This is a genomic window from Curvibacter sp. Hmag1.1 (assembly GCF_059769165.1).
Genome location: NZ_JBMBGX010000002.1, coordinates 3,374,698 through 3,399,619, shown reverse-complemented (window position 1 = coordinate 3,399,619; position 24,922 = coordinate 3,374,698). Strand labels below are relative to the sequence as shown.

23 protein-coding genes are annotated in these 24,922 nt (G+C 59.4%); 19 read left to right on the top strand and 4 right to left on the bottom strand.

The window, feature by feature from the left end:
* Positions 1–141: 141 nt before the first annotated feature.
* From acnB to ACOAP0_RS16485, 4 genes are all read right to left on the bottom strand, one after another.
* The gene (acnB, locus tag ACOAP0_RS16500) at positions 142–2,724 is read right to left on the bottom strand and encodes a bifunctional aconitate hydratase 2/2-methylisocitrate dehydratase (RefSeq protein ID WP_498377307.1); all 2,583 of its coding nucleotides are present in this window, start codon (positions 2,722–2,724) and stop codon (positions 142–144) included.
* A 66-nt stretch (positions 2,725–2,790) separates the two neighbouring features.
* Positions 2,791–3,321 (bottom strand): hypothetical protein, encoded by a 531-nt coding sequence (locus ACOAP0_RS16495; RefSeq protein WP_498377306.1) that lies wholly within the window; start codon positions 3,319–3,321, stop codon positions 2,791–2,793.
* Positions 3,318–4,376: an HpcH/HpaI aldolase/citrate lyase family protein gene (locus ACOAP0_RS16490; protein ID WP_498377305.1), complete on the bottom strand. Its 1,059-nt coding sequence runs from the start codon at positions 4,374–4,376 to the stop codon at positions 3,318–3,320. The genes ACOAP0_RS16495 and ACOAP0_RS16490 overlap by 4 nt, the downstream gene beginning before the upstream one ends.
* A gap of 27 nt (positions 4,377–4,403) precedes the next feature.
* Complete coding sequence (locus ACOAP0_RS16485) at positions 4,404–5,390, bottom strand: malate dehydrogenase (RefSeq protein ID WP_087496903.1); 987 nt, start codon at positions 5,388–5,390, stop codon at positions 4,404–4,406.
* Positions 5,391–5,579: 189 nt separating this feature from the next.
* Here ACOAP0_RS16485 and ACOAP0_RS16480 point away from each other — a divergent pair, with 189 nt between their 5' ends.
* From ACOAP0_RS16480 to accD, 19 genes are all read left to right on the top strand, one after another.
* Positions 5,580–6,386, top strand: a complete 807-nt coding sequence (locus ACOAP0_RS16480; protein ID WP_087496902.1) for a GntR family transcriptional regulator — start codon at positions 5,580–5,582, stop codon at positions 6,384–6,386.
* A gap of 104 nt (positions 6,387–6,490) precedes the next feature.
* Entirely contained in the window at positions 6,491–6,934 is a 444-nt protein-coding gene (sdhC, locus tag ACOAP0_RS16475; RefSeq protein WP_087496901.1) for a succinate dehydrogenase, cytochrome b556 subunit, read from the top strand.
* Between the two features lie 21 nt (positions 6,935–6,955).
* Positions 6,956–7,321 (top strand): succinate dehydrogenase, hydrophobic membrane anchor protein, encoded by a 366-nt coding sequence (gene sdhD, locus ACOAP0_RS16470; RefSeq protein ID WP_087496900.1) that lies wholly within the window; start codon positions 6,956–6,958, stop codon positions 7,319–7,321.
* A 23-nt stretch (positions 7,322–7,344) separates the two neighbouring features.
* On the top strand, positions 7,345–9,135 hold the full coding sequence (sdhA, locus tag ACOAP0_RS16465; protein ID WP_087496899.1) for a succinate dehydrogenase flavoprotein subunit: 1,791 nt from the start codon (positions 7,345–7,347) through the stop codon (positions 9,133–9,135).
* A gap of 27 nt (positions 9,136–9,162) precedes the next feature.
* The gene (locus ACOAP0_RS16460; RefSeq protein ID WP_087496898.1) at positions 9,163–9,867 is read left to right on the top strand and encodes a succinate dehydrogenase iron-sulfur subunit; all 705 of its coding nucleotides are present in this window, start codon (positions 9,163–9,165) and stop codon (positions 9,865–9,867) included.
* Between the two features lie 21 nt (positions 9,868–9,888).
* Positions 9,889–10,167 (top strand): FAD assembly factor SdhE, encoded by a 279-nt coding sequence (locus ACOAP0_RS16455; RefSeq protein WP_498377304.1) that lies wholly within the window; start codon positions 9,889–9,891, stop codon positions 10,165–10,167.
* Positions 10,168–10,177: 10 nt separating this feature from the next.
* Entirely contained in the window at positions 10,178–11,488 is a 1,311-nt protein-coding gene (locus ACOAP0_RS16450; protein WP_498377303.1) for a citrate synthase, read from the top strand.
* A gap of 256 nt (positions 11,489–11,744) precedes the next feature.
* Positions 11,745–12,659, top strand: coding sequence for a LysR family transcriptional regulator (locus ACOAP0_RS16445; protein ID WP_498377302.1), 915 nt, complete (start codon positions 11,745–11,747; stop codon positions 12,657–12,659).
* A gap of 11 nt (positions 12,660–12,670) precedes the next feature.
* Positions 12,671–14,119: a 3-isopropylmalate dehydratase large subunit gene (leuC, locus tag ACOAP0_RS16440; protein ID WP_498377301.1), complete on the top strand. Its 1,449-nt coding sequence runs from the start codon at positions 12,671–12,673 to the stop codon at positions 14,117–14,119.
* A gap of 19 nt (positions 14,120–14,138) precedes the next feature.
* Positions 14,139–14,267: an entericidin A/B family lipoprotein gene (locus ACOAP0_RS16435; RefSeq protein WP_087496893.1), complete on the top strand. Its 129-nt coding sequence runs from the start codon at positions 14,139–14,141 to the stop codon at positions 14,265–14,267.
* Positions 14,264–14,914, top strand: coding sequence for a 3-isopropylmalate dehydratase small subunit (gene leuD / locus ACOAP0_RS16430; RefSeq protein WP_498377300.1), 651 nt, complete (start codon positions 14,264–14,266; stop codon positions 14,912–14,914). The genes ACOAP0_RS16435 and leuD overlap by 4 nt, the downstream gene beginning before the upstream one ends.
* Before the next feature lie 34 nt (positions 14,915–14,948).
* Positions 14,949–16,019, top strand: a complete 1,071-nt coding sequence (leuB, locus tag ACOAP0_RS16425; protein ID WP_498377299.1) for a 3-isopropylmalate dehydrogenase — start codon at positions 14,949–14,951, stop codon at positions 16,017–16,019.
* A gap of 298 nt (positions 16,020–16,317) precedes the next feature.
* Positions 16,318–17,448 (top strand): aspartate-semialdehyde dehydrogenase, encoded by a 1,131-nt coding sequence (gene asd / locus ACOAP0_RS16420; RefSeq protein WP_498377298.1) that lies wholly within the window; start codon positions 16,318–16,320, stop codon positions 17,446–17,448.
* Between the two features lie 206 nt (positions 17,449–17,654).
* A complete protein-coding gene (locus ACOAP0_RS16415; RefSeq protein ID WP_498377297.1) occupies positions 17,655–20,264 on the top strand; it encodes a motility hub landmark protein FimV in 2,610 nt (869 codons plus the stop codon).
* Positions 20,265–20,300: 36 nt separating this feature from the next.
* Positions 20,301–21,083 carry a tRNA pseudouridine(38-40) synthase TruA gene (gene truA, locus ACOAP0_RS16410; RefSeq protein ID WP_498377296.1) on the top strand — a complete coding sequence of 261 codons (783 nt, stop codon included), beginning with the start codon at positions 20,301–20,303 and terminating at the stop codon, positions 21,081–21,083.
* Complete coding sequence (locus ACOAP0_RS16405) at positions 21,080–21,808, top strand: phosphoribosylanthranilate isomerase (RefSeq protein WP_498377295.1); 729 nt, start codon at positions 21,080–21,082, stop codon at positions 21,806–21,808. Before truA ends, ACOAP0_RS16405 begins: the two co-directional genes overlap by 4 nt.
* A gap of 5 nt (positions 21,809–21,813) precedes the next feature.
* Positions 21,814–23,112, top strand: a complete 1,299-nt coding sequence (gene trpB / locus ACOAP0_RS16400; RefSeq protein WP_498377293.1) for a tryptophan synthase subunit beta — start codon at positions 21,814–21,816, stop codon at positions 23,110–23,112.
* Positions 23,109–23,933 carry a tryptophan synthase subunit alpha gene (gene trpA, locus ACOAP0_RS16395; RefSeq protein WP_498377292.1) on the top strand — a complete coding sequence of 275 codons (825 nt, stop codon included), beginning with the start codon at positions 23,109–23,111 and terminating at the stop codon, positions 23,931–23,933. The genes trpB and trpA overlap by 4 nt, the downstream gene beginning before the upstream one ends.
* Positions 23,934–24,018: 85 nt before the next feature.
* Positions 24,019–24,891, top strand: coding sequence for an acetyl-CoA carboxylase, carboxyltransferase subunit beta (gene accD, locus ACOAP0_RS16390; protein WP_498377291.1), 873 nt, complete (start codon positions 24,019–24,021; stop codon positions 24,889–24,891).
* The last annotated feature ends 31 nt before the right edge of the window (positions 24,892–24,922 follow it).

Genomic DNA, 24,922 nt, shown 5'->3' with positions numbered 1-24,922 from the left:
GAGTTTAACCGGCTACAGCCCTACAGGTTTCAGGGAGTTACACCCGCCCCCAGAGCCACCCAAAGACCCCATAAAAAAAGCCCCGCAACCGGAGTTGCAGGGCTTTTGCTGCGAATGGCGCGGGGGCGCCAAAGCGACTGATTACTTCACAGTGGCAGCAGACTCGGTGTAGTCGCTGATCTTGTCGAAGTTCAGGTACTGGTACACCTTGTCGCTGGCGGCCGTCAGCACGCCCATGTCCGCCAGATACTCTTCCTTGGTAGGAATGCGACCCAGCTTGGAAGCGATAGCTGCCAGTTCGGCCGAGCCCAAGTACACATTGCTGTTCTTGCCCAGACGGTTGGGGAAGTTGCGGGTGGACGTAGAGAACACTGTGGCGCCCTCTTTCACCTGCGCCTGGTTGCCCATACACAAGCTGCAGCCCGGCATTTCCATGCGCGCACCGGCACCACCCAGCACACCGTAGTGGCCTTCGTCGCTCAGTTGCTTGGCGTCCATCTTCGTAGGCGGTGCAATCCACAGCTTCACGGGGATGTCGCGCTTGCCTTCCATCAGCTTGGACGCGGCACGGAAGTGGCCGATGTTGGTCATGCAGGAGCCGATGAACACTTCATCGATCTTGGCGCCGGCCACTTCGGCCAAAGTCTTCACATCGTCCGGGTCGTTGGGGCATGCCACGATAGGCTCATGGATGTCGGCCAGGTCGATGTCGATAACGGCTGCGTACTCTGCATCGGCATCGCCCTTGAGCAACTCAGGGTTCTTGAGCCAGGCTTCCTGTGCCGCAATACGGCGACCCAAAGTGCGCGCATCCGCATAGCCATTGGCAATCATCCACTTCATCATGGTGATGTTGCTGGTGACGTATTCGATGATGGGCTCTTTGTTCAGGTGCACGGTGCAACCTGCAGCAGAACGCTCAGCAGACGCGTCAGACAACTCAAACGCCTGTTCAACCTTCAGATCTGGCAAACCTTCGATTTCGAGGATACGGCCGGAGAAGATGTTCTTCTTGCCCTTCTTCTCAACCGTCAACAGGCCGGCCTTGATGGCATACAAAGGAATCGCGTTCACCAAGTCACGCAGGGTCACGCCGGGCTGCATCTTGCCCTTGAAGCGCACCAACACCGATTCAGGCATGTCCAAAGGCATCACACCTGTAGCGGCAGCAAATGCCACCAGACCGGATCCTGCGGGGAAGCTGATGCCAATAGGGAAACGGGTGTGGCTGTCGCCACCAGTGCCCACGGTGTCAGGCAACAACATGCGGTTGAGCCAGGAGTGGATCACACCGTCACCGGGACGCAATGACACGCCGCCACGGGTGCTGATGAAGTCGGGCAGCTCGTGGTGCATCTTCACGTCCACGGGCTTGGGGTACGCCGCGGTGTGGCAGAACGACTGCATCACCAGGTCTGCAGAGAAGCCCAGGCAAGCCAAGTCCTTCAGCTCGTCGCGGGTCATCGGGCCGGTAGTGTCTTGGGAGCCGACAGAGGTCATCTTGGGCTCGCAGTAGGTACCGGGGCGCACGCCTTGACCTTCGGGCAAACCGCAAGCGCGACCGACCATCTTCTGTGCCAGGCTGAAACCCTTCTTGGTGTCAGCAGGGTTCTGGGGCAAGCGGAACAAGGTGGAAGGCTTCAGACCCAAAGCTTCACGGGCTTTGGCAGTCAAGCCACGGCCGATGATCAGGGGAATACGGCCACCGGCACGTACTTCGTCAAACAGCACATCGCTCTTGACTTGGAACGAAGCGATTTCCTTGCCGTCTTTGAAGGCCTTGCCGTCATAGGGACGCAGTTCCACCACGTCGCCCATGTTCATCTGGTTCACGTCCAGCTCGATAGGCAGCGCGCCCGCATCTTCCATGGTGTTGTAGAAGATGGGAGCGATCTTGGTGCCCAGGCACACGCCGCCGAAACGCTTGTTGGGCACGTAAGGAATGTCTTCACCGGTGAACCACAGCACGGAGTTGGTGGCGGACTTGCGGCTGGAGCCGGTACCGACCACGTCACCCACATAGGCCACGAGGTTGCCACGGGCGCGCAGGTCTTCGATGAACTTCACAGGGCCGCGCTTGCCATCTTCCTCAGGGGTAATGCCATCGCGCTTGTTCTTCAGCATGGCCAATGCGTGCAATGGAATGTCAGGGCGGCTCCAGGCGTCAGGCGCAGGAGACAGGTCGTCCGTATTGGTTTCGCCGGTGACCTTCAGGATGGTCACGGTGATGCTCTGGGGAACTTCAGGGCGGCTGGTGAACCACTCGGCATCGGCCCAGCTTTGCAGCACGGCCTTGGCGAAGGTATTGCCCTTGTCGGCCTTTTCCTTGACGTCGTGGAACTGGTCGAACATCAACAGGGTTTTCTTCAGGCCTTCGGCAGCTTCTGCAGCCACGGCGGCATCGTCCAGCAGATCCACCAGCGGGCTGATGTTGTAGCCACCCAGCATGGTGCCCAACAATTCGGTTGCGCGGGCGCGGGAGATCAGAGCGCACTTTTCAGTGCCGTGAGCCACAGCGGCCAAGTAGCTGGCTTTGACTTTGGCAGCATCATCCACACCCGCGGGCACGCGGTGGGTGATCAGTTCGACGAGCGTTGCCTCTTCGCCTGCGGGGGGCGCCTTCAGCAGCTCGATCAACTCGCCGGTCTGCTTGGCAGACAAAGGCAGGGGGGGAATGCCCAACGCAGCGCGTTCAGCCACATGGTCTCGGTAAGCTTGCAACATCTTCACTCTCCTTCAAAAACAATAAAAACACACTCCAGCGCCCGCACTATCTGCGCGAGCAGCTACTTATTTCATAGCAGCACCATCTTGTGGCGCGGGCAATGGCTCCAGCAAGTTGGGTGCCGGGTTCTTCTCCATCGCCAGTGCCACGGCCTGCTGCTCGGCACTCATACAGGCGTCCGCCAAACGCCGGCCTTGCCTGTGATCCATCAACATGGATTTGTTGGCCAACTGCAACCAGACGGCACCCCGTGCTGCATCTTCCAGCCGGATCGCTCCGGTCGAAGTAGCCACGGGCACCATCACAAACCGCTGCTTGCCGGATTCCACGGCGAAATGCCCCGCATGTTCGGGGTGCGCCTGCACAGACACTTTCTGGGCCAGCTCACAGGGCAATACGCCGGTCGCAACCCTGGGAGCTACTGCCAATTGTTCTTCGCTCAAGACCACCGGCTTGTCGACAGCCTTGGCAGGCCCCAGCACGCGAGGGCTCTTCTTGGAGCTGGCAGCCTGCGGCGCAACGCTGCTGGCGGAGGCGAAGCCGGTCCAAAGCACACTACACAGCATGGCAGTCACCAGCCAGACAAATTTCATCATGCGGCCTCCTTCACGAGGGGCGATTCGAAATAGGCAGCCACATCGGACGGCACGGCCACACCGGTTGCGTGCGCACGCTCCAGCACCTGCCAGAAAAACCGGTAACTGGCCCGGTCGTGCAAAACGCCACCAGCGGAAACAGGGCCCCAATCGGCCGCTGCAGCGCGGGTCACGATGTCTGCTGCCTGCTCCACAGCTCTTGCGTCCGGGGCAAACGCTTGAACGATAGGCCGGATCTGGTCCGGATGAATGCTCCACATGCGGGTGTAGCCCAAGGCTTGGGCGGCATATCGGGCTGCACGGCTCAAGGCTTGTGCGTCTTTGAACTCAGTCACCACGCAATGCGATGGCACCTTGCCAAACGCATGGCAGGCGCTGGAGATATCTGTCTTGGCACGCACGACCAAGGGATGATGGAACTGGTCCAAGGTATCGCCATCGGTGGATGCCCGAACCCCCATCGCTGTCGCGGGGATGGCGCCGCCATGGCTGGACACAAAGTCCATCAAACCGAAACTTATGGACTGCACGCGCGCATGGGCCGCAATCTCAAAAGCGCGATGCACCGCTGCCGGGGATTCGATCAATACATGCAATGGAATCGCAGCAGCCACAGGCCCCAGCGCATCGATAGCGCGGACTGCAACCTCCACATCGGCGGCAGACTCCACCTTGGGCAGCATGATGTAACTCAGGGCATGGGCAGCAGCGCCGACCACACACGCCACATCCTGCAGAAACGCAGGGTGGTCTACCGCATGCAAGCGCGCACCCACACGGCGGCGCAAGCCATTTGCTACCAAATCAGGAGCTTCTTGCGCAGAATTGGCGAGCGCCGCAACCATATTGGCATGATCAAGCTCTCCACCGACGGGCGCACCGTCTTCGCAGTCCAGCGTCACATCAAAGACGCAAGCGCCGAACTCCTGGGTCATGTCCGCCTGCATTTGCAGGCTCTTGACCATGCGGGCTTCTACGCCGCTGTAATGGTCACACACCGGCAGTACACCCGCAGCACCCTGCGCACCTAAAAGGATGTCGCGAGGATGCTTCACGGTGGGTGCCGGTGCGTGGGCCAAGGATTACAGCAGGTGTTTCACGCCGTCTTGTTCGCCTTGCAGTTCAGCCAAGGTCTTGTTGATGCACTCTTGCGAGAACGCGTCAATTTCCAGGCCTTCGACGATCTTGTATTCGCCGTTCGCGCAGGTCACGGGGTAACCGAACATGACTTCCTTGGGAATGCCGTATTCGCCGTTGGAAGGAATGCCCATGGTGACCCACTTGCCGTTGGTGCCCAGAGCCCAGTCACGCATGTGGTCGATGGCTGCGTTGGCAGCAGATGCTGCGGACGACAAGCCACGTGCGGCGATGATGGCCGCGCCACGCTTGCCCACGGTGGGCAGGAATGTTTCGCGGTTCCAGGTTTCGTCGTTGATCATGTCTTTCACAGACTGGCCAGCGATGGTGGCGAACCGGTAGTCGGCGTACATGGTGGGTGAGTGGTTGCCCCACACGGCCAATTTTTCGATGTCTGCCACGGCCTTGCCGGTCTTGGAAGCCAACTGGCTGGCAGCACGGTTGTGGTCCAGGCGCAGCATGGCGGTGAAGTTCTTGGCCGGCAGATCCGGCGCGGCCTTCATGGCGATGTAGGCGTTGGTGTTGGCGGGGTTGCCCACGACCAGCACCTTGACGTTGCGGGAAGCCACAGCGTTCAGTGCCTTGCCTTGGGTGGTGAAGATGGCGCCATTGATGGCCAGCAGTTCAGCACGCTCCATGCCGGGGCCGCGTGGGCGGGAACCCACCAACAAAGCGTAGTCGGTGTCCTTGAATGCGGACATGGGATCGGAATGGGCTTCGATACCAGCCAACAGCGGGAATGCGCAGTCTTCCAACTCCATGATCACGCCCTTGAGCGCGTTCTGGGCCTTCTCGTCGGGGATTTCCAGCAATTGCAAGATCACGGGCTGGTCTTTGCCCAACATTTCGCCGGAGGCGATGCGAAACAGAAGTGCGTAACCGATTTGACCTGCTGCACCTGTTACGGCAACGCGGACGGGTTTCTTGCTCATGGTAAAACTCCAGGAAGTGTTGAGAAAACGGCGACTGAGCAGCGCCCGCAACAAGCCGTGCTGCGCTGCAGAATGCCCGAGAGTTTACCCTCGAATTTAGTGCCGGGTCAATTTGTCTTATGTCTTATATAAGATATGATTAGCGAAATTTTTCGAGCCTGACTCGTCGCTGACAGAAACCCCGCATCCATGCCTGCAAACACCCTCTCTGCGAACGACAGCGCTACAGGCGCATCGGTCGACCCGGGCGCGCAATCCGGGGCATCGGGCACACCGGCATTCAGTCCGCTCTATCAGCAAATCAAGGCCCTCATCTTGCAAAGCTTGCAAAGTGGGGAATGGAAACCAAGTACGGCCATTCCCAGTGAGCAAGAGCTTGCCGGCCGGTACAAAGTCAGCCAGGGCACGGTGCGTAAAGCCATTGATGAGCTCGCCGCCGAAAACCTCGTCGTTCGCCGCCAGGGCAAGGGTACGTTTGTCGCCACCCATGCTGAACGGCACATTCAATACCGCTTTTTGCGACTGGTCCCTGAGGCGGGCGACCCATCCAACGAAGGGCCGGCCCAGCGCCGCATCATCGATTGCAAGCGCACCCGCGCCAGCGCCGATGTGGCGCGCGCCTTGTCTTTGCGATCGGGTGATGCGGTATTGCAAGTGCGGCGCGTGTTGTCTTTCGCAGGCACTCCTACCATTCTGGAAGACTTGTGGCTCCCCGGCGGCCCTTTCAAAGGGCTGACGGCAGAGCGCCTGACCAGCTATGACGGTGCGATGTATGCGCTTTTTGAAACAGAATTCGGCGTGCGCATGGTGCGTGCCGAGGAAAAGATCAAAGCCGTGCTTCCGGACCCCGAGCAGCGAGATCTGCTCCAAATCGGTGCAAGCACCCCCTTGCTCAGTGTTGAACGCACCGCGTACACCTACAACGATTTACCTATGGAGCTCCGTCGGGGCTTGTACTTGACCGACACACACTACTATCGAAATGCGCTAAATTGATGCGTTGCACCATGCAAGTCCAATGTCAGATTGGTGCGGTGCAATAGAATTTTGGCCTGCGATTCCCAGAATTACAAACACGTTACATCCAAGAAAGCCCATCCATGACTGAGCTCAACTCCCAACCCAAGCGCGCGCGGCCTGAATTCCGCAACATCAATGCGCTGAGTGACCTGCCCACCTATCGCCTCCCCCCCGCCGGATGGGTTTCCATCCTGCACCGCATCAGTGGCGCCATCATGTTCATCCTGATGCCTTTCATTATCTGGATGTTCGACACATCCGTATCCTCGGAAATCTCATTTGCAAAGTTCACCAGCGTCTTTAGCGTTGGAGTCGGCTTTATCCCCGGCTGGTTTGTGAAGCTGGTGGCTCTGGCCATCATCTGGGCGTATTTGCACCACTTCATCGCAGGCATGCGCCACTTGTGGATGGACATCAACCATGCTGTGAGCAAAGAATTCGGTCGCAGCTCCGCCATCTTCACTCTGGGTCTGGGCAGCTTGCTCACCCTGGTGCTGGCCCTCAAGCTCTTCGGCGCCTACTAACAACGAGAAAAGGAAAACCAAATGGCAGTGAATTACGGATCCAAGCGCGTCGTCGTTGGCGCGCACTACGGCCTGCGGGACTGGCTGGCGCAACGCGTCACCGCCGTCTTGATGGCTTTGTTCACCATCGCCCTGCTGGCGCAAGTGATTTTGTTCAAAGGCCCCATCGGCTACGACAAATGGGCCGGCATCTTCTCCCAGCAGTGGATGAAGTTCCTGACCTTCGCGGTCATCATCGCCATGCTGTACCACGTATGGGTGGGTGTGCGCGATATCTGGATGGATTACGTCAAACCCGTCTCCATCCGCTTGTCTCTGCAAGTGTTCTCCATTGTTTGGCTGGTCGGCTGCGCCGGCTGGGCTATCCAGGTTCTGTGGCGTCTCTGATCCCCTCCAACAGGCACTAATACATGTCTTACTCCGTCTCTAAACGCAAATTCGACGTCGTGATCGTCGGCGCCGGTGGCTCCGGCATGCGCGCTTCCCTGCAGCTGGCACGTGCCGGTCTGAATGTGGCCGTTCTGTCCAAAGTGTTCCCCACCCGCTCCCACACCGTGGCAGCACAAGGCGGCATCGGTGCCTCCTTGGGCAACATGAACGACGACAACTGGCACTACCACTTCTATGACACCGTCAAGGGCTCCGACTGGCTCGGCGACCAGGACGCTATCGAGTTCATGTGCCGTGAAGCTCCCAAGGTGGTGTACGACCTGGAGCACATGGGTATGCCTTTCGACCGCAACCCTGACGGCACCATTTACCAGCGCCCCTTCGGCGGCCACACCGCCAACTACGGCGAAAAGGCTGTGGAACGCGCATGCGCTGCCGCTGACCGTACCGGTCACGCCATGTTGCACACGCTGTACCAGCAGAACGTGGCAGCCAAGACCAGCTTCTTCGTGGAGTGGATGGCACTGGACCTGATCCGTGACGCCGAAGGCGACGTGGTCGGTGTCACCGCCCTGGAAATGGAAACCGGCGATATCCACATTCTGGAAGCCAAGACCACCCTGCTGGCCACCGGTGGCGCAGGTCGTATCTTTGCGGCCTCAACCAACGCCTTCATCAACACCGGTGACGGCCTTGGCATGGCAGCGCGTGCTGGCATACCGTTGGAAGACATGGAGTTCTGGCAGTTCCACCCCACCGGCGTGGCTGGTGCCGGCGTGTTGCTGACCGAAGGTTGCCGCGGCGAAGGCGCTATTCTGCTCAACAGCAACGGCGAACGTTTCATGGAGCGCTATGCGCCTACCCTGAAAGACTTGGCTCCGCGTGACTTCGTGTCCCGCTCCATGGACCAGGAAATCAAGGAAGGCCGTGGCTGCGGTCCGAACAAGGACTATGTGCTCTTGAAGCTGGACCACTTGGGTGCAGAAACTATCCACAAGCGCCTGCCATCGGTGTATGAAATCGGCGTGAACTTCGCCAACGTGGACATCACCAAAGAACCTATCCCAGTGGTGCCCACCATCCACTACCAGATGGGTGGTATTCCCACCAACGTCAATGGCCAGGTGGTGGTGCAAAACGGCGACGTGCACAACCAGGTTGTCAACGGTTTGTACGCAGTGGGCGAATGCTCTTGCGTTTCGGTGCACGGCGCCAACCGCCTGGGCACCAACTCCTTGCTGGATTTGCTGGTGTTCGGCCGCGCAGCAGGCAATCACATCGTCAACTACATCAAGGGCAGCAAAGAGCATAAGCCATTGCCAAAGGACGCCGCAGACCGCACCCTGGCGCGCGTTTCCCGCCTGGACAATGCCGGCAGCGGTGAGTACGCCCAGGACGTTGCTAACGACCTGCGCGCTTCCATGCAGCAACACGCCGGCGTGTTCCGTACCCAGAAGAGCATGGACGAAGGCGTGGTCAAGATCGCCGAGCTGCGTGAACGCGTCAAAGCCCTTAACCTCAAGGACAAGTCCAAGGTATTCAACACAGCTCGCATCGAAGCGCTGGAAGTCGAAAACCTGATCGAAGCGGCCGAAGCAACTATCGTGTCGGCAGCTGCTCGCCACGAAAGCCGCGGCGCCCACACCGTTGACGATTACGGCGATACCCCTGAGCACCCGAATGGCCGTAACGACCAAGACTGGCACAAACATACCCTGTGGTACAGCGAAGGCAACCGCCTGAGCTACAAGCCCGTGCAGATGAAGCCTTTGACTGTGGACTCCGTTCCACTCAAAGTCCGTACTTTCTAAGCGTAGACCCTTCGCGAGAACCTGAACATGACCAAACGTACTTTCTCCATCTACCGCTACGATCCAGACAAGGATGCCAAGCCTTACATGCAGGACATCGAGGTAGAACTCGACGGTTCCGAGCGCATGCTGCTGGACGCCTTGATGAAGCTCAAAGCCATCGATCCTTCCATCTCCTTCCGCCGCTCATGCCGCGAAGGTGTCTGCGGATCGGATGCCATGAACATCAACGGCAAGAACGGTCTGGCTTGCCTGACCAACATGCTGACCTTGCCCGGCAAGATCGTCCTCAAGCCCCTGCCCGGTCTGCCCGTGATCCGCGATCTGATCGTGGACATGACCCAGTTCTTCAAGCAGTACAACTCGATCAAGCCTTACCTGATCAACGACACTGTGCCTCCCGAGAAAGAGCGTCTGCAGTCCCCCGAAGAGCGTGAAGAACTCAACGGCCTGTACGAGTGCATTTTGTGCGCCAGCTGCTCGACCAGCTGCCCCAGCTTCTGGTGGAACCCCGACAAGTTTGTGGGTCCGGCCGGCTTGCTGCAGGCCTACCGCTTTATTGCGGACAGCCGCGATCAAGCTACCGGTGAGCGCCTGGACAATCTGGAAGATCCTTACCGCCTGTTCCGTTGCCACACTATCATGAACTGCGTCGATGTGTGCCCCAAGGGTTTGAACCCCACCAAGGCCATCGGCAAGATCAAGGAAATGATGGTCCTGCGTGCCGTTTGATACAGACCAAGGTGCACACGCGTGACTGAAGCATTGATTGATAAACGGGGTTTGAGCAAGCTGCAATGGCGTTGCCGGCGCGGCTTGCTGGAAAACGACTTGTTCATCGAGCGCTTCTTCCGCCGGTACAGCGATACGCTGACTGTGCGCCATGCCGATGCCCTGTCGGCGCTGATGGACTTGAGCGACAACGACCTGCTGGACGTCCATCTGGCACGAAAAACGCTGTTGCAGGTGGACGCTGCCCTCGATCGCGCAGACGTCCATGAAGTTTTAAAAATGTTGAGAGAACCTCTCTGAAAGGCGAAAGATGAAACTAGCTGATAACAAAGCCACCCTGTCGTTCAGTAACGGCAGCCCCAGCGTGGAAATGCCCGTGTACCAGGGCAACATCGGACCGGATGTGATCGACATCCGCAAGCTTTACGCCCAGACCGGCATGTTCACATATGACCCCGGTTTTCTCTCAACAGCTTCCTGCCAGTCCGGCATCACTTACATCGACGGCGACAAGGGTGAACTGCTGTACCGCGGCTACCCTATCGAACAGTTGGCCACCAACGTCGACTACCTCGACACCTGCCACCTGTTGCTGAAGGGCGAATTGCCCAACAAAACCGAACAAGTGGCGTTCCACAAACTCGTGACCAACCACACCATGGCCAACGAGCAGATGCAGTTCTTCCTGCGTGGCTTCCGCCGCGACGCGCACCCTATGGCCGTATTGACCGGCTTGGTGGGCGCACTGTCTGCGTTCTACCACGACAGCACCGACATCAATAACCCCGAGCACCGCGAAATCGCCGCGATCCGCCTGATCGCCAAGATGCCTACGCTCGTGGCCATGGCCTACAAGTACGGCGTGGGCCAACCTTTCATGTACCCGCAGAACGACCTGAGCTATTCCGGCAACTTCCTGCGCATGATGTTCGGCACTCCTTGCGAAGAGTACAAGGTCAACCCCGTGATCGAACGTGCGATGGACCGCATCTTCATCCTGCACGCAGACCACGAGCAAAACGCGTCTACCTCCACTGTGCGCCTGTGCGGATCTTCCGGCACCAACCCGTTTGCAGCCATTGCCGCCGGTGTGGCTTGCTTGTGGGGCCCTGCCCACGGTGGCGCCAACGAAGCCTGCCTGAACATGCTGGAAGACATCCAGCGCCAAGGCGGCGTGTCCAAGGTCGGCCAGTTCATGGAACAGGTCAAGGACAAGAACTCCGGTGTCAAGCTCATGGGCTTCGGTCATCGCGTGTACAAGAACTACGACCCCCGCGCCAAGCTCATGCAGGAAACCTGCAACGAAGTACTGGAAGCCTTGGGTCTGGAAAACGACCCCTTGTTCAAGCTGGCCAAGCAGCTGGAAAAGATTGCTCTGGAAGACGACTACTTTGTTCAGCGCAAGCTGTACCCCAACGTGGACTTCTATTCCGGCATCGTGCAACGCGCCATCGGCATCCCTGTGAACTTGTTCACCGGTATCTTCGCTTTGGCTCGTACCGTCGGCTGGATTGCCCAGTTGAACGAGATGATCGGCGACCCTGAGTACAAGATCGGCCGCCCACGCCAGTTGTTCACCGGCTCCGTCAAGCGCGACGTCAAGCCACTGGACCAGCGTTAAGCCCTCTCGGACCTACCCTGAAAACCCCGCCGCCTGCAAAGGCCGCGGGTTTTTTTGTATCCAATCCAGCTCTAGCGCACATGGAATCTGCGCGAGTTGCTACTTTTTTCATAGCAATTTACAACCCATCGACTGCTGCATGGCGAGAAGAAGCCTTTCCCAGTCAAGATCTATGGCATCTCGAAATGCGATGACTAATCCCGTAGCAAGTGGGAAAATACCGACTTCACATCGCCGATCACGATGCCGTCTCTAAATGCCGTACATTGACCGCCCCCTCACCCGCCGGATGGACCTGACATCGCTACAGATGTTTGTGGCTGTCTGCGAGACAGGTAGCATCGGCAAGGCTGCGGAGCGCGAATTCATTGCCCCCTCGGCACTCAGCAAGCGGCTCAGTGATCTGGAGCTGGCGCTAGGCAGCCAGCTGCTACAACGCCATTCACGCGGTGCCCACCCTACCCCAGCGGGGCAAAGCCTGTTGCACCACGCCCGCAGCGTGTTCTTCAGCCTGGACCGCATGCACACCGAGCTCACGGAATATGCAGACGGCGCCAAAGGCCAGGTGCGGGTACATGCCAGCATCTCGGCCACGGTGCAGTTTCTGCCGGAAGACCTGGGCGCCTTCATCCGTGCCCACCAAGGCATCAAGATTGATCTGGAAGAGCACTTGAGCACCGAAGTCATTCGTGCCGTTGAGGAAGGTGCCGCCGATTTCGGTGTCTGCAATACGGCGGACGGTGTGGGCGAATTGCAGACCCTGCCCTACCGGCAGGACCAACTGGTGCTTATTGTTCCCCGCACCCATGCGCTCGCCCGCGAGCCCTCAGTCGCGTTCGCGGACACCTTGGCGCTGGATCATGTGGGCCTGCACTCCAACAGCTCCATCTATGTCGCCATGCGCCAGGCGGCCACAGCGCTGGGCCAGAGCATCAAACTGCGCATCCAGGTCACCGGGCTCGATGCCATGTGCCGCATGATTCACAACGGCCTGGGCGTGGGCGTCATGCCCCTGCGCGCATTCACCCTGATGCACAACGCAGGTGAACTGGCCGCAGTTCCCCTCACCGACCCCTGGGCCCACCGCCGCATTGAGCTGGTGGCCCGCGACTTCTCGACCCTGCCGCGCAGTGCGCGCATGCTGATCGACCACCTAAAATCGTCTCTCTAAAGGAAGCAAAAATGGCACGCACGCTCTACGACAAACTCTGGGACGACCACGTCGTTCATACCGAAGACGATGGCACCTCCATCCTCTATATCGACCGCCATCTGGTCCACGAAGTGACCAGCCCCCAGGCGTTTGAGGGGCTGCGTGAAGCAGGTCGCAAGGTCTGGCGCATCAGCTCTATCGTCGCCACCGCCGACCACAACACCCCCACTACTGGCTGGGAACTGGGCTACGACGGCATTACCGACCCGACCAGCAAAGAACAGGTCACGACACTGGACAGCAATATCAAGGAATTCGGGTCTGCAGCCTACTTCCCGTTTCTGTCCAAGCGCCAGGGCATCGTGCACGTCATGGGGCCTGAAAACGGCGCCACCCTGCCCGGCATGACCGTGGTGTGCGGCGACTCCCATACCTCCACGCACGGTGCGTTTGGGGCCTTGGCCCATGGCATCGGTACCAGTGAGGTCGAGCACGTGATGGCCACGCAAACCCTCTTGGCCAAAAAAGCCAAGAACATGCTGATCAAGGTCGAAGGCAGCGTCGCTCCCGGCATCACCGGCAAAGACATTGTGCTGGCCATCATCGGCAAAATCGGTACCGCAGGCGGCACCGGCTACACCATCGAATTCGGCGGCTCCGCCATCCGTGCGTTGAGCATGGAAGGCCGCATGACGGTGTGCAACATGGCCATTGAGGCCGGCGCCCGCGCCGGACTGGTGGCCGTTGATGAAAAGACGATCGACTACGTCAAGGGCCGCCCCTTGGCACCCGGCGCCAACGCCGCGTCGCCAGAAGCCGCAGCGGTGGAATGGGACCAGGCTGTCGCCTTCTGGAAGACCCTGCACTCCGACGCCGGCGCGCATTTCGACACCGTGGTCGAGCTGGACGCCACCCAAATCGTGCCGCAAGTCACCTGGGGCACCTCGCCCGAAATGGTGCTGGGTGTGGACGCCATCGTGCCGGACCCCGACAAAGAAAAAGACGCGAGCAAGCGCGGCGCCATTGAGCGGGCACTCACCTACATGGGCTTGGAGCCCGGCAAGGCCTTGAACGATTTGTTCGTGGACAAAGTGTTCATCGGTTCCTGCACCAATAGCCGCATTGAAGACATGCGTGAAGCCGCTGCCGTGGTGAAAAAGCTCGGCCAGAAAGTGGCCAAGAACATCAAGCTGGCCATGGTCGTGCCAGGTTCCGGCTTGGTGAAAGAGCAAGCTGAGCGCGAAGGCCTGCATGAGATCTTCAAGGCTGCCGGCTTCGAGTGGCGCGAACCCGGTTGCTCCATGTGCCTGGCCATGAATGCCGACCGCCTCGAGCCTGGTGAGCGCTGCGCCTCCACCAGCAACCGCAACTTTGAAGGCCGCCAGGGTGCCGGTGGCCGCACCCACCTGGTGAGCCCCGCCATGGCCGCTGCAGCAGCCATCCATGGACACTTTGTCGATATCCGCAAGTTCGCCTGACCCATTGAAAGGACTGAATATGAAAACCGCACTTATCGCCGCATGCGCAGCCACCCTGCTGTTGCTGTCTGGATGCAACACAGTCAAAGGCATGGGCCAGGACATTCAAAAGGCCGGCGAAAAAATTGAAGGCGCTGCCAAGAAATGAAAAACTTTACTGTTCACCAAGGGCTGGTTGCGCCCATGGACCGCGAAAACGTGGACACCGACGCGATCATCCCCAAGCAATTTCTCAAATCCATCCGCAAGACGGGCTTCGGTCAGAACCTGTTTGACGAATGGCGCTACCTGGATGCGGGCTACCCCGGCCAGGACCCCGCCAGCCGCAAGCCCAACCCGGACTTTGTGCTGAACCAACCCCGCTATGCCGGCGCATCCATCCTGCTGGCGCGCAAAAACTTCGGCTGCGGCTCCAGCCGCGAGCACGCGCCCTGGGCGATTGACCAATATGGCTTTCGCGCCATCATCGCGCCCAGCTACGCCGACATCTTCTTCAACAACTGCTTCAAAAACGGCCTGCTGCCGATCCAGCTGAGCGAAGCCCAAGTAGACCAGTTGTTCAACGAAGCACTGGCCTTCCCCGGCTATCAGCTCACCATTGATCTGGAGCGCCAGGTCATCGTGAAGCCGCAGGGCGAAGAAATTCCGTTCGACGTACAGGCCTTCCGCAAGTACTGTTTGCTCAACGGCTTTGACGACATCGGCCTGACCCTGCGCCATGCCGACAAGATCAAGGCGTTCGAAGCCCAACGTTTGGCCACAAAACCCTGGCTGGCGCAGACCATGTCTGCGTGAGCAGCTATCAAATTCATAGTATTCAAAGGACATCATGAAAATTGCAGTCTTGCCGGGTGACGGCATCGGCACCGAAATCGTGGCGGAAGCCGTGAAGGTTTTGAACGCTCTGGACCTCAAGCTGGAAATGGAAACCGCACTGGTGGGCGGTTGCGCCTATGAGGCCCATGGCCACCCCTTGCCCGAAGCCACACTTAAGCTGGCCAAGGAAGCGGATGCGGTGTTGTTCGGCGCCGTGGGCGACTGGAAGTACGACAAGCTGGAGCGCCAGTTCCGCCCCGAGCAGGCCATTCTGGGCTTGCGCAAGAATTTGGGCCTGTTTGCCAACTTCCGCCCCGCGATTTGCTACGAGCAGCTGGTAGGCGCCTCCAGCCTTAAGCCCGAGCTGATTGCGGGCCTGGACATCCTCATCATCCGCGAACTGACTGGCGACATCTACTTCGGCCAACCCCGCGGCCGCCGCATTGCGACTGATGGCCACTTCCCCGGAGCCGAAGAAGCGTTCGACACCATGCGCTACAGCCGCCCCGAGATCGAACGCATTGCGCACGTAGCGTTCCAGGCGGCCCAGAAGCGCAACAAGCGCGTCACCAGTGTCGACAAGAACAACGTGCTTGAAACCTCGCAGCTGTGGAAAGACGTGATGGTTGAAGTGGGCCAACAGTACCCCGACGTGGAGTTGGACCACATGTTGGTGGACAACGCCGCCATGCAACTGGTCAAAGCACCCAAGAAATTTGACGTGCTGGTCACCGGCAACATGTTCGGCGACATCCTGTCCGACGAAGCCTCCATGCTGACCGGCTCCATCGGGATGCTGCCTTCCGCCAGCCTGAACAGCAGCAACCAGGGCCTGTATGAGCCCAGCCACGGCAGCGCACCGGACATCGCCGGCAAAGGCATTGCCAACCCGCTGGCCACCATCCTGAGCGCCGCGATGATGCTGCGCTTCAGTCTGAACCAAGCGACTGCTGCACAGCGCATTGAAGCCGCCGTGAAGAAGGTGCTGGAGCAAGGTTTGCGCACAGCCGACATTTACAGCGAAGGCACTACCAAGGTCAGCACCAAAGAGATGGGCGACGCGGTGCTCAAGGCTCTCGCCTAAAGACCGTGAGGCGAGGGTCTGTTGCGCAACAGGCCTTCGCCAAGCAAAATCATTTCAGTCCGCGCGGAGCAAAAAATTCTTGTTTTGCGCTACAATAAATCCATGTTTGTCGCACGCCCCATCTCTTTGAGCTTGTTGACTGCCCCCAAGGCAGCCAAGGCCGCGCGCGCAATCATTTCCAAAACCACGACCATTAAGGGCTGATCCAGCTCCGGTATCGTCGTGCGCCCCCGGCCAGACGAGCCGGAGCAAACAGCCCAGGTCGGGCATCGTTTGTTTACATTGAAAGGGCGTTGATATGAGCAAGTTGGTAGGTTTGGTCGGCTGGCGCGGCATGGTCGGCTCGGTATTGATGGATCGCATGGCGCAGGAAAAAGACTTCGATATGATCGAACCGCTTTTCTTCTCCACCAGCAACGCAGGCGGCAAGGCTCCAGCAGAGGCCAAGAACGAAACCACGCTGCAAGACGCTTACAACATCGACGCCCTCAAACGCTGCGACATCATCATCACTGCCCAAGGCGGCGACTACACCACCGAAGTGTTCCCCAAGCTGCGCGCTGCCGGCTGGAATGGCCACTGGATTGACGCTGCGTCCACCCTGCGCATGGAAAAAGACGCCGTCATCATCCTGGACCCGGTCAACATGCCCGTCATCCAAGACGCGCTGGCCAAAGGCAGCAAGAACTGGGTGGGCGGCAATTGCACCGTGAGCTGCATGCTGATGGGCGTGGGCGCACTTTACAAGGCAGGCTTGGTCGAGTGGATGAGCACCCAGACTTACCAAGCTGCTTCCGGCGGCGGTGCACAGCACATGCGTGAGCTGCTGACCCAATACGGCACTTTGAATGCCGAAGTCAAAGCCCTGCTCGACGATCCCAAGAGCGCGATTCTGGAAATCGACCGCAAGGTCATTGCCAAACAGCGCGCACTGACCGGCACGGAGACCGCCAACTTTGGCGTGCCACTGGGTGGCTCCCTGATTCCCTGGATCGACAAGGATCTGGGCAACGGCATGTCCAAGGAAGAGTGGAAGGGCATGGCCGAAACCAACAAGATTCTGGGCATGGGTGAAGGATTCGGCAGCTCCGCCATTCCCGTAGATGGTTTCTGTGTGCGCGTAGGCGCCATGCGCTGCCACAGCCAAGCCCTGACCTTCAAGCTAAAAAAAGACGTGCCTGTGGCCGACATCGAAGCCATGATCGCTGCAGACAACCAGTGGGTCAAAGTGGTGCCCAACACCCGTGAGGCAACCATTCAGGATCTGACACCTGTAGCGGTGACCGGCACCATGACTATCCCCGTGGGGCGAATCCGCAAGCTGGCCATGGGGCCTGAATACGTTGGCGCTTTTACCATCGGTGACCAGCTGTTGTGGGGTGCCGCGGAGCCGCTGCGCCGCATGCTGCGCATCCTGCTCGACGCGTAACAGAGAGTTACACGTCGTTGCCCCTAGGCAACATGCGCGAGCGCGACAATAGGCAATCGGGGCAAGCTTTGGAAGTTAAGAGCTTTCTTAGCTTGTCTCCGTAAGACATTGATGTTATGGTACTTTTTACGTTTCAAGTATCGGGTTTGTTTGCCTGAAAACCGATAAGTACATTGCCGCTCGCCTGAGCACCGGAGGCCTATAAATTGATCGCAAAGACACATCGTTGGCAGAGGACCGCCATTGCGGCTGCAGCCATTGCGCTACTCGGCTTGTCCGGAACCGGGGCCTACGCGCTTTCGCTGGGCCGATTGACGGTCCAGTCGGCGTTGGGCGAACCGCTGCGTGCTGAAGTTGAAGTTCCTGACATCACGGCAGAAGAAGCCGCCTCGCTGAAAGCAGCTGTTGCCCAACCGGAGGCTTTTACTGCCGCCGGCTTGGAATACAGCGCCGCACTCACCAGCTTGCAGGCCACCCTCCAACGCCGTGCAGACGGTCGCGCTTACCTGCGGCTGACCAGTGACCGCACCGTCAATGACCCTTTTGTCGATCTGATTTTGGAAGCCACCTGGGCATCCGGCCGCATCGTACGGGACTACACGCTCTTGTTGGATCCACCCAGCCTGAAAAAGGCCGCACCGGCGCCAACGTTGGCCCAAGCCCCTGCAGCAGCCGGTGCGCCTGCAGTTGCTGCGCCCGCCGCTTCTCCAGCAGCCCGAGCCACATCAACTGAACCTGCCCGTCAGGCCGCACCCGTGCGGCCTGCTGCACCGGCCGCCGAAGCACCCGCACCCAAACCCGCCTCTGGCGATGAAAAACAAATCACGGTCAAGCCGGGTGACACGGCCGGCAAGATTGCCAGCGCCAACAAGCCTGCAGGTGTGTCGCTCGACCAGATGCTGGTCGCGCTACTGCGCTCAAACCCGGATGCGTTCGTCAATGACAACTTGAACCGTGTCCGCGCCGGCGCGGTCATGACAGTCCCATCCGCGGAAAGCGCAACTAGCGTCTCCCCGGCTGAAGCTTCCAAAATCGTTGTAGCGCAGAGCAAGGACTTCAACGATTTCCGCCGCAATCTGGCAGGAAATGCGCCACAAGCAACCGTGAGCGCAGCGGACCGCAAAGCCAGTGGTTCGATTGAAGCCAAGGTGGATGAAAAGAAACCTGCCTCGCCCACGCCAGACAAGCTGACTCTGTCCAAAGGCGGTGTTTCGTCCAAGGCGGATGAAGCCAAGATTGCCAAAGAGCGTGAGGCCAAAGACGCTGCTGCACGCGAAGCCGAGCTGGCAAAGAACAAGAAAGAACTGGAATCTCTGAAGGCAGCAGCCAATGCGTTGCCAGCCAAGCCTGCGACACCTCAAGCCCCTGCGGCTGTCACCGTTCCGGTTGCGGCGTTACCTGCAGCATCCGAGCCAGCCAAATCTGCTCCGGCCGTTGCTGCCCCAGCTTCTGCACCAGCGCCTGTCGCTGCGGCCTCTGCGCCCCAGACCGCTGCCTCTGAAGCACCTGTTGCAAAGGCGCCAGCCCCTGCCAAGGCAGCAGTTCCAGCGCCTGCAGTAGAAGAGCCATCTTTGCTGGACACTTTGCTCGAAGACCCCCTGGTACCCGCTGGCGCAGTTGGATTGCTGGCACTTTTGGGTGGTTTTGCCGCGTACCGCGTCCGTCAACGCAAGAAGAATGCGTCGCAAGTGGATAGCGCCTTCCTGGAAAGTCGCCTGCAACCCGACTCCTTCTTCGGCGCGAGTGGTGGTCAGCGGGTAGACACGAACCAGAACGGCCCTGTCAGTGCGTCCTCCATGGTGTATTCAGCAAGTCAACTGGACGCCGCCGATGACGTGGACCCCGTTGCAGAAGCGGATGTTTACCTTGCCTACGGTCGCGACTTGCAGGCTGAAGAAATCCTCAAAGAAGCTGTCCGGTCCAACCCCGGACGTTTGGCAATCCACACCAAGTTGCTGGAAATTTTTGCCAAGCGCCGGGATACCCGCAGCTTTGAAAGCACGGCGACCCAAGCCTACAAGCTGACCGGGGCTACCAGCCCCGAGTGGACCCGCATCTGTGAAATGGGCCAGAGCATTGATCCAACCAACCCTCTGTACCAGCCAGGCGGCGCTCCTTCCTCCATGGGTGGTGCGGCCATTGCAGCTGGACCAATTTCCGGTTTTGGCGGAAGCACCGTGGCCCAATCAGCTCACGCAGAGCTTGAACCGGATCTTGGCGGCGGTGTCGATCTGGATCTGGATCTGGATTTCTCCTTGGATGACGAACCAGCAGCCAGTGCCATCAGCGATGTAACCGGCGGAACAATCACTTCAGGCACTGAAGACACCGTCAAGATGGAAGCTCCTGTTGCTGACAATGCATTGGACATGGATTTTGATCTGGGCGAAGACGAACCCAGCCAACCCCAGCCCAGCTTTGAGCCTGTGAACCAGATGCCAGAGATTTCCTTGTCTTTGGATGACCTTGAGGTTCCATTGGATGCTGGCAGCACCAATCCGCTGCGCTTCGAACCCACAGGCCCTGCCCCTGTGGAACCTGCGCCCGCTGCAACTGCAAACCAACTCGCCGATACAGGCCTGATGGAATTCGACCTCAGCTCTTTGTCCATGGAGCTCGACAACCCTGCCGAATCCCCAGCCTCTGCGCCTGACAGCCTGAGCGAAGACCCACTGGGAACCAAGCTGGCACTCGCCGAAGAATTCATCTCGATTGGCGACGAAGATGGTGCACGTGCTTTGATCGAAGAAGTGATGTCGGAAGCCACGGGTGATATGCGAGCTAAAGCACAAAAAGCTCTGGCGCAACTGAGCTAAGCGATTTATGCGGCTAACGATGACGACTGAGGGTCTGTGCGCGTAGTTTTAGGCGTCACGTACAACGGCCAGGGATACCAGGGTTGGCAAAGCCAATCCTCCGGTCAGACGATTCAAGACAAACTGGAAACCGCGCTGGGCAAATTCACTGCCCAGCGCGTTTCCACTTTGTGCGCCGGCCGCACCGATGCAGGAGTGCACGGACTGATGCAAGTGGTGCACTTCGACACGGATACAGACCGCGACACTTACTCCTGGATCCGTGGTACCAACGCCAATCTGCCCAAAGACATTTCGGTTCAGTGGGCGGTAAAAACCACTTCGGAATTTCACTGCAGGGCCTCGGCCATTTCTCGACGGTATGCCTATGTGCTGCTGGAGTCTCCAATACGACCCAGCGTCGAAACAGGCAGGGTTGGCTGGACTTTCAACAATCTGGACGAGATGTCCATGCGCAAGGCGGCCGACTACCTGATCGGCGAGCACGACTTCACTTCCTTTCGAGCCGCGCAGTGCCAAGCGCTGAGTCCGGTCAAAAATGTGATGCGTATTGACTTCCACAAGCGCGGCGCCTACTGGCGGATCGAGTTTGAGGCCAACGCGTTTCTGCACCACATGATCCGCAACATCATGGGCTGTCTGGTGCAAATCGGCCAAAGGAAAAAGCCCCCTGAGTGGATGGAAGAAGTGCTGGCCGCCCGTAGCCGCAAAGTGGCAGCCCCCACCTTCTCACCGGATGGTTTGTACTTTCTCGGCCCCCGCTATGACCCCCAATGGGGCATGCCGGAGCGCACGCCTGCGTATGATGCGTTGCCATGAACGCAAGCACTACGCACACCGACACTTATATCCGTACCCGAATCAAAATTTGCGGCCTGACCCGCGAACAGGACGTTGACGCCGCGGTCGCCGCCGGCGCGGACGCCATCGGTTTCGTGCTTTACGCCAAGAGCCCTAGGGCCGTCACTGCCGAACGCGCGGCCGAGCTGGCCAAACGGCTGCCGCCCTTCGTGACGCCTGTGTTGTTGTTCGTCAACGCATACGCTACAGAAATAGGAGCTGCTTGCGCACTTGTGGCGGGCGCTACCGTGCAATTTCATGGAGATGAATCCGCCGAGGATTGCCAGTTGGCTACTGGTGATGCTGCCCGCCCTTATCTTCGCGCCGCGCGTATTCCCTTGGGCGAAGACGCACAGGCCTTCGACCTCGTACAATTTGCCCACGATTATTCGAACGCCCAAGCCATTCTGCTAGACGCCCATGTGGACGGCTACGGTGGTGGTGGCAAAACATTCAATTGGTCACTTCTTCCTCCAAGCGTCAACGCTCACCTCGTCTTGAGTGGTGGACTCACCAGTGCAAACGTGGGCGATGGCATCACGTCGGTACGGCCGCGCTGTAAGTCGCTGGCTGTAGACGTGAGCTCCGGCGTAGAAGCCGAAGACGCTGACGGCAAGCCCCAGAAGGGCATCAAAGACCCCGAAAAAATACGCCAGTTCGTTGCCGCCGTGCGCGCGGCGGACCGGCATCTTGCAGGAATGTAAACACCATGTTCGATTACCAACAACCCGACGCCAAAGGTCACTTCGGCAAATATGGCGGCAGCTTCGTCTCCGAGACACTGACCCACGCCATCAACGAGCTCAAAGATGCGTACGCCAAGTACCAGCACGACCCCGAGTTCCTGGCGGAATTCAAGTCAGAGCTCGCGCACTTCGTCGGCCGCCCTTCCCCCGTGTACCACGCAGCCCGCATGAGCCGTGAAATGGGCGGTGCACAAATCTTCCTGAAGCGCGAAGACCTGAACCACACCGGTGCCCACAAGGTCAACAACACCATCGGCCAGGCCATGCTCGCCAAGCGCATGGGCAAGCCCCGCGTGATTGCCGAAACCGGCGCCGGCCAGCACGGCGTGGCTACCGCCACCATTTGCGCCCGCTACGGCCTGGAATGTGTGGTGTACATGGGCAGTGAAGACGTGAAGCGCCAAAGCCCCAACGTCTACCGCATGAAGCTGCTGGGCGCCACCGTAGTGCCTGTGGAAAGCGGCAGTAAGACGCTGAAAGATGCGCTCAACGAAGCCATGCGCGACTGGGTCGCCAATGTGGACAACACCTTCTACATCATCGGCACCGTGGCGGGCCCCCACCCCTACCCCATGATGGTGCGCGACTTCCAGAGCGTGATCGGCAATGAGTGTCTGGTGCAAATGCCCGAGATGTTGGCAACCGCCGGCTGCAAAACCGAGCAACCTGACGCGGTGATCGCCTGCGTGGGCGGTGGGTCCAACGCCATGGGCATATTCCACCCCTACATCCAGCACGACCAGACCCGCCTGATTGGGGTGGAGGCAGCGGGCGAAGGCCTGGAGAGCGGCAAGCACTCCGCGTCCATCCAGAAGGGTAGCCCCGGCGTGCTGCACGGCAACCGCACTTATGTGCTGCAAGACGACAACGGCCAAGTCACTGAGACCCACAGTGTGAGCGCGGGTCTGGATTACCCTGGCGTGGGCCCTGAGCATGCGTTCCTGGCCGACATCGGCCGCGCGGAGTATGTGGGCATTACCGACAAGGAAGCGCTGGACGCCTTCCACTATCTGTGTCGCACCGAAGGCATCATCCCCGCACTGGAATCCAGCCATGCCGTCGCCTACGCCATGAAGCTGGCGAAAACCATGCGCCCTGACCAAAGCATTCTGGTGAACCTGTCCGGACGTGGCGACAAGGACATCGGCACCGTCGCCGATCTGAGCAATGCCGACTTCTACTGCCGCCCCAGCTGCCGTGGTCAATCCGTCAAAGGTGGCGAACAACCCGTGCAGTTGGTCAAAGCAGGAGGTGCAGCATGAGCCGTATCGCTGCAACCTTTACGAGCCTGAAAGCCCAAGGCCGCAAGGCGCTCATTCCCTTCGTCACCGCTGGCTACCCCTATGCAGATGTCACTGCCGAGCTGATGCACGCCATGGTCGCGGGCGGCGCGGATGTGATTGAGCTGGGCGTACCGTTCTCGGACCCCAGCGCCGACGGCCCGGTGATCCAGAAAGCGGGCGACAAGGCTTTGGCCTTCGGCATCGGCATGGTGCAGGTGATTGCCATGGTGCGCGAATTCCGCAAAACCAATAGCAGCACCCCCGTGGTACTCATGGGCTACGCTAACCCGGTGGAACGCTACGACCAGAAGTTTGCCCGCGAAGGCGTCGCTAGCGCTTTTGTGAAAGACGCGTCTGAAGCGGGCTTAGACGGCGTACTGATCGTGGACTACCCGCCCGAAGAATGCGAGGCCTTTGCTGCCGACTTGCGGGCCCACCACATGGACCTGATTTTCCTCTTGGCGCCTACCAGCACCGACGAGCGTATGCAACAAGTGGCCCGCGTAGCCAGCGGCTATGTCTACTACGTGTCGCTCAAGGGCGTGACGGGCTCCGGCGCTTTGGACACCAATGCAGTGGAAGCCATGTTGCCCCGCATCCGCCAGCACATCAGCACCCCTGTGGGCGTGGGCTTCGGCATTCGCGACGCGGCGACCGCCAAGACCATCTCCAAGGTGGCAGATGCGGTGGTGATAGGCAGCAAGATCATCCAATTGCTGGAAGACGCTCCACGTGCCCAAGTGGGGCCTGTGGCGCAAGCCTTCCTGCAGGAAATCCGCACTGCATTAGACCAAGGCTGATCCTGAAAATCGGCGGGGGCGGTTTGACGGATAATCGCCCCCTGTCTGTTGGAAGCCCATTCGGGCACTGCACTGGAGAAATCCCATGAGTTGGTTGGAAAAACTGCTACCCCCCAAGATTCAACACACCGACCCCAACGAGCGCCGCAGCGTGCCCGAAGGCCTGTGGATCAAGTGCCCCAGCTGCGAAGCCGTGCTCTACAAAACCGATCTGGAGCAGAACCAGAACGTGTGCCCCGGCTGTGGCCACCACCACCGCATTGGTGCGCGTGCGCGTCTGAATGCCTTTCTGGACAACGAAGGCCGGTTTGAAATCGGCCAAGAAGTGATTCCTGTCGATGCATTGAAGTTCAAGGACAGCCGCAAATACCCAGAGCGTCTGAAAGAGGCACTGGAAAACACCGGCGAGACAGATGCCCTGATCGTTATGGGCGGTGCGGTGCACGGCGTGAGCCTGGTGGCAGCGTGCTTTGAATTTGAATTCATGGGCGGCTCCATGGGTTCGGTGGTCGGCGAGCGCTTTGTCCGAGGCGTGGAGACTGCCATTGAGCAGAAAGTGCCTTTTGTCTGCTTCACCGCCACCGGTGGCGCCCGTATGCAGGAAGGCTTGTTGAGCCTGATGCAAATGGCCAAAACCAATGCCGCCCTGACCCGTTTGGCGAAGAAGGGCCTGCCCTACATCAGCGTGCTGACTGACCCCACCATGGGTGGTGTGAGCGCGGGTTTTGCCTTCCTGGGTGATATCGTGATTGCGGAGCCCAAGGCCCTCATCGGCTTTGCCGGCCCCCGCGTGATCGAGTCCACCGTGCGGGTGACTTTGCCCGAAGGCTTTCAGCGCTCGGAATTCCTGCAAACCAAGGGTGCGATCGACTTCATCTCCGACCGCCGCGAGCTGCGCAAGACCATTGCCGAGACTTTGGCGATGTTGCAACGCCAGCCTGCGGACTCGGTGATGTAAGCCTTACCGGCACACTCCAAAAAAAGAGGCC

Excerpts from the sequence above, each read along its gene's own strand:
- acnB (WP_498377307.1), bottom strand. The coding sequence starts at position 2,724 with ATGTTGCAAGCTTACCGAGACCATGTGGCTGAACGCGCTGCGTTGGGC.
- ACOAP0_RS16495 (WP_498377306.1), bottom strand. The coding sequence starts at position 3,321 with ATGATGAAATTTGTCTGGCTGGTGACTGCCATGCTGTGTAGTGTGCTT.
- ACOAP0_RS16485 (WP_087496903.1), bottom strand. The coding sequence starts at position 5,390 with ATGAGCAAGAAACCCGTCCGCGTTGCCGTAACAGGTGCAGCAGGTCAA.
- ACOAP0_RS16480 (WP_087496902.1), top strand. The coding sequence starts at position 5,580 with ATGCCTGCAAACACCCTCTCTGCGAACGACAGCGCTACAGGCGCATCG.
- sdhC (WP_087496901.1), top strand. The coding sequence starts at position 6,491 with ATGACTGAGCTCAACTCCCAACCCAAGCGCGCGCGGCCTGAATTCCGC.
- sdhD (WP_087496900.1), top strand. The coding sequence starts at position 6,956 with ATGGCAGTGAATTACGGATCCAAGCGCGTCGTCGTTGGCGCGCACTAC.
- sdhA (WP_087496899.1), top strand. The coding sequence starts at position 7,345 with ATGTCTTACTCCGTCTCTAAACGCAAATTCGACGTCGTGATCGTCGGC.
- ACOAP0_RS16460 (WP_087496898.1), top strand. The coding sequence starts at position 9,163 with ATGACCAAACGTACTTTCTCCATCTACCGCTACGATCCAGACAAGGAT.
- ACOAP0_RS16450 (WP_498377303.1), top strand. The coding sequence starts at position 10,178 with ATGAAACTAGCTGATAACAAAGCCACCCTGTCGTTCAGTAACGGCAGC.
- ACOAP0_RS16445 (WP_498377302.1), top strand. The coding sequence starts at position 11,745 with ATGCCGTACATTGACCGCCCCCTCACCCGCCGGATGGACCTGACATCG.
- leuC (WP_498377301.1), top strand. The coding sequence starts at position 12,671 with ATGGCACGCACGCTCTACGACAAACTCTGGGACGACCACGTCGTTCAT.
- ACOAP0_RS16435 (WP_087496893.1), top strand. The coding sequence starts at position 14,139 with ATGAAAACCGCACTTATCGCCGCATGCGCAGCCACCCTGCTGTTGCTG.
- leuD (WP_498377300.1), top strand. The coding sequence starts at position 14,264 with ATGAAAAACTTTACTGTTCACCAAGGGCTGGTTGCGCCCATGGACCGC.
- leuB (WP_498377299.1), top strand. The coding sequence starts at position 14,949 with ATGAAAATTGCAGTCTTGCCGGGTGACGGCATCGGCACCGAAATCGTG.
- asd (WP_498377298.1), top strand. The coding sequence starts at position 16,318 with ATGAGCAAGTTGGTAGGTTTGGTCGGCTGGCGCGGCATGGTCGGCTCG.
- ACOAP0_RS16405 (WP_498377295.1), top strand. The coding sequence starts at position 21,080 with ATGAACGCAAGCACTACGCACACCGACACTTATATCCGTACCCGAATC.
- trpB (WP_498377293.1), top strand. The coding sequence starts at position 21,814 with ATGTTCGATTACCAACAACCCGACGCCAAAGGTCACTTCGGCAAATAT.
- trpA (WP_498377292.1), top strand. The coding sequence starts at position 23,109 with ATGAGCCGTATCGCTGCAACCTTTACGAGCCTGAAAGCCCAAGGCCGC.
- accD (WP_498377291.1), top strand. The coding sequence starts at position 24,019 with ATGAGTTGGTTGGAAAAACTGCTACCCCCCAAGATTCAACACACCGAC.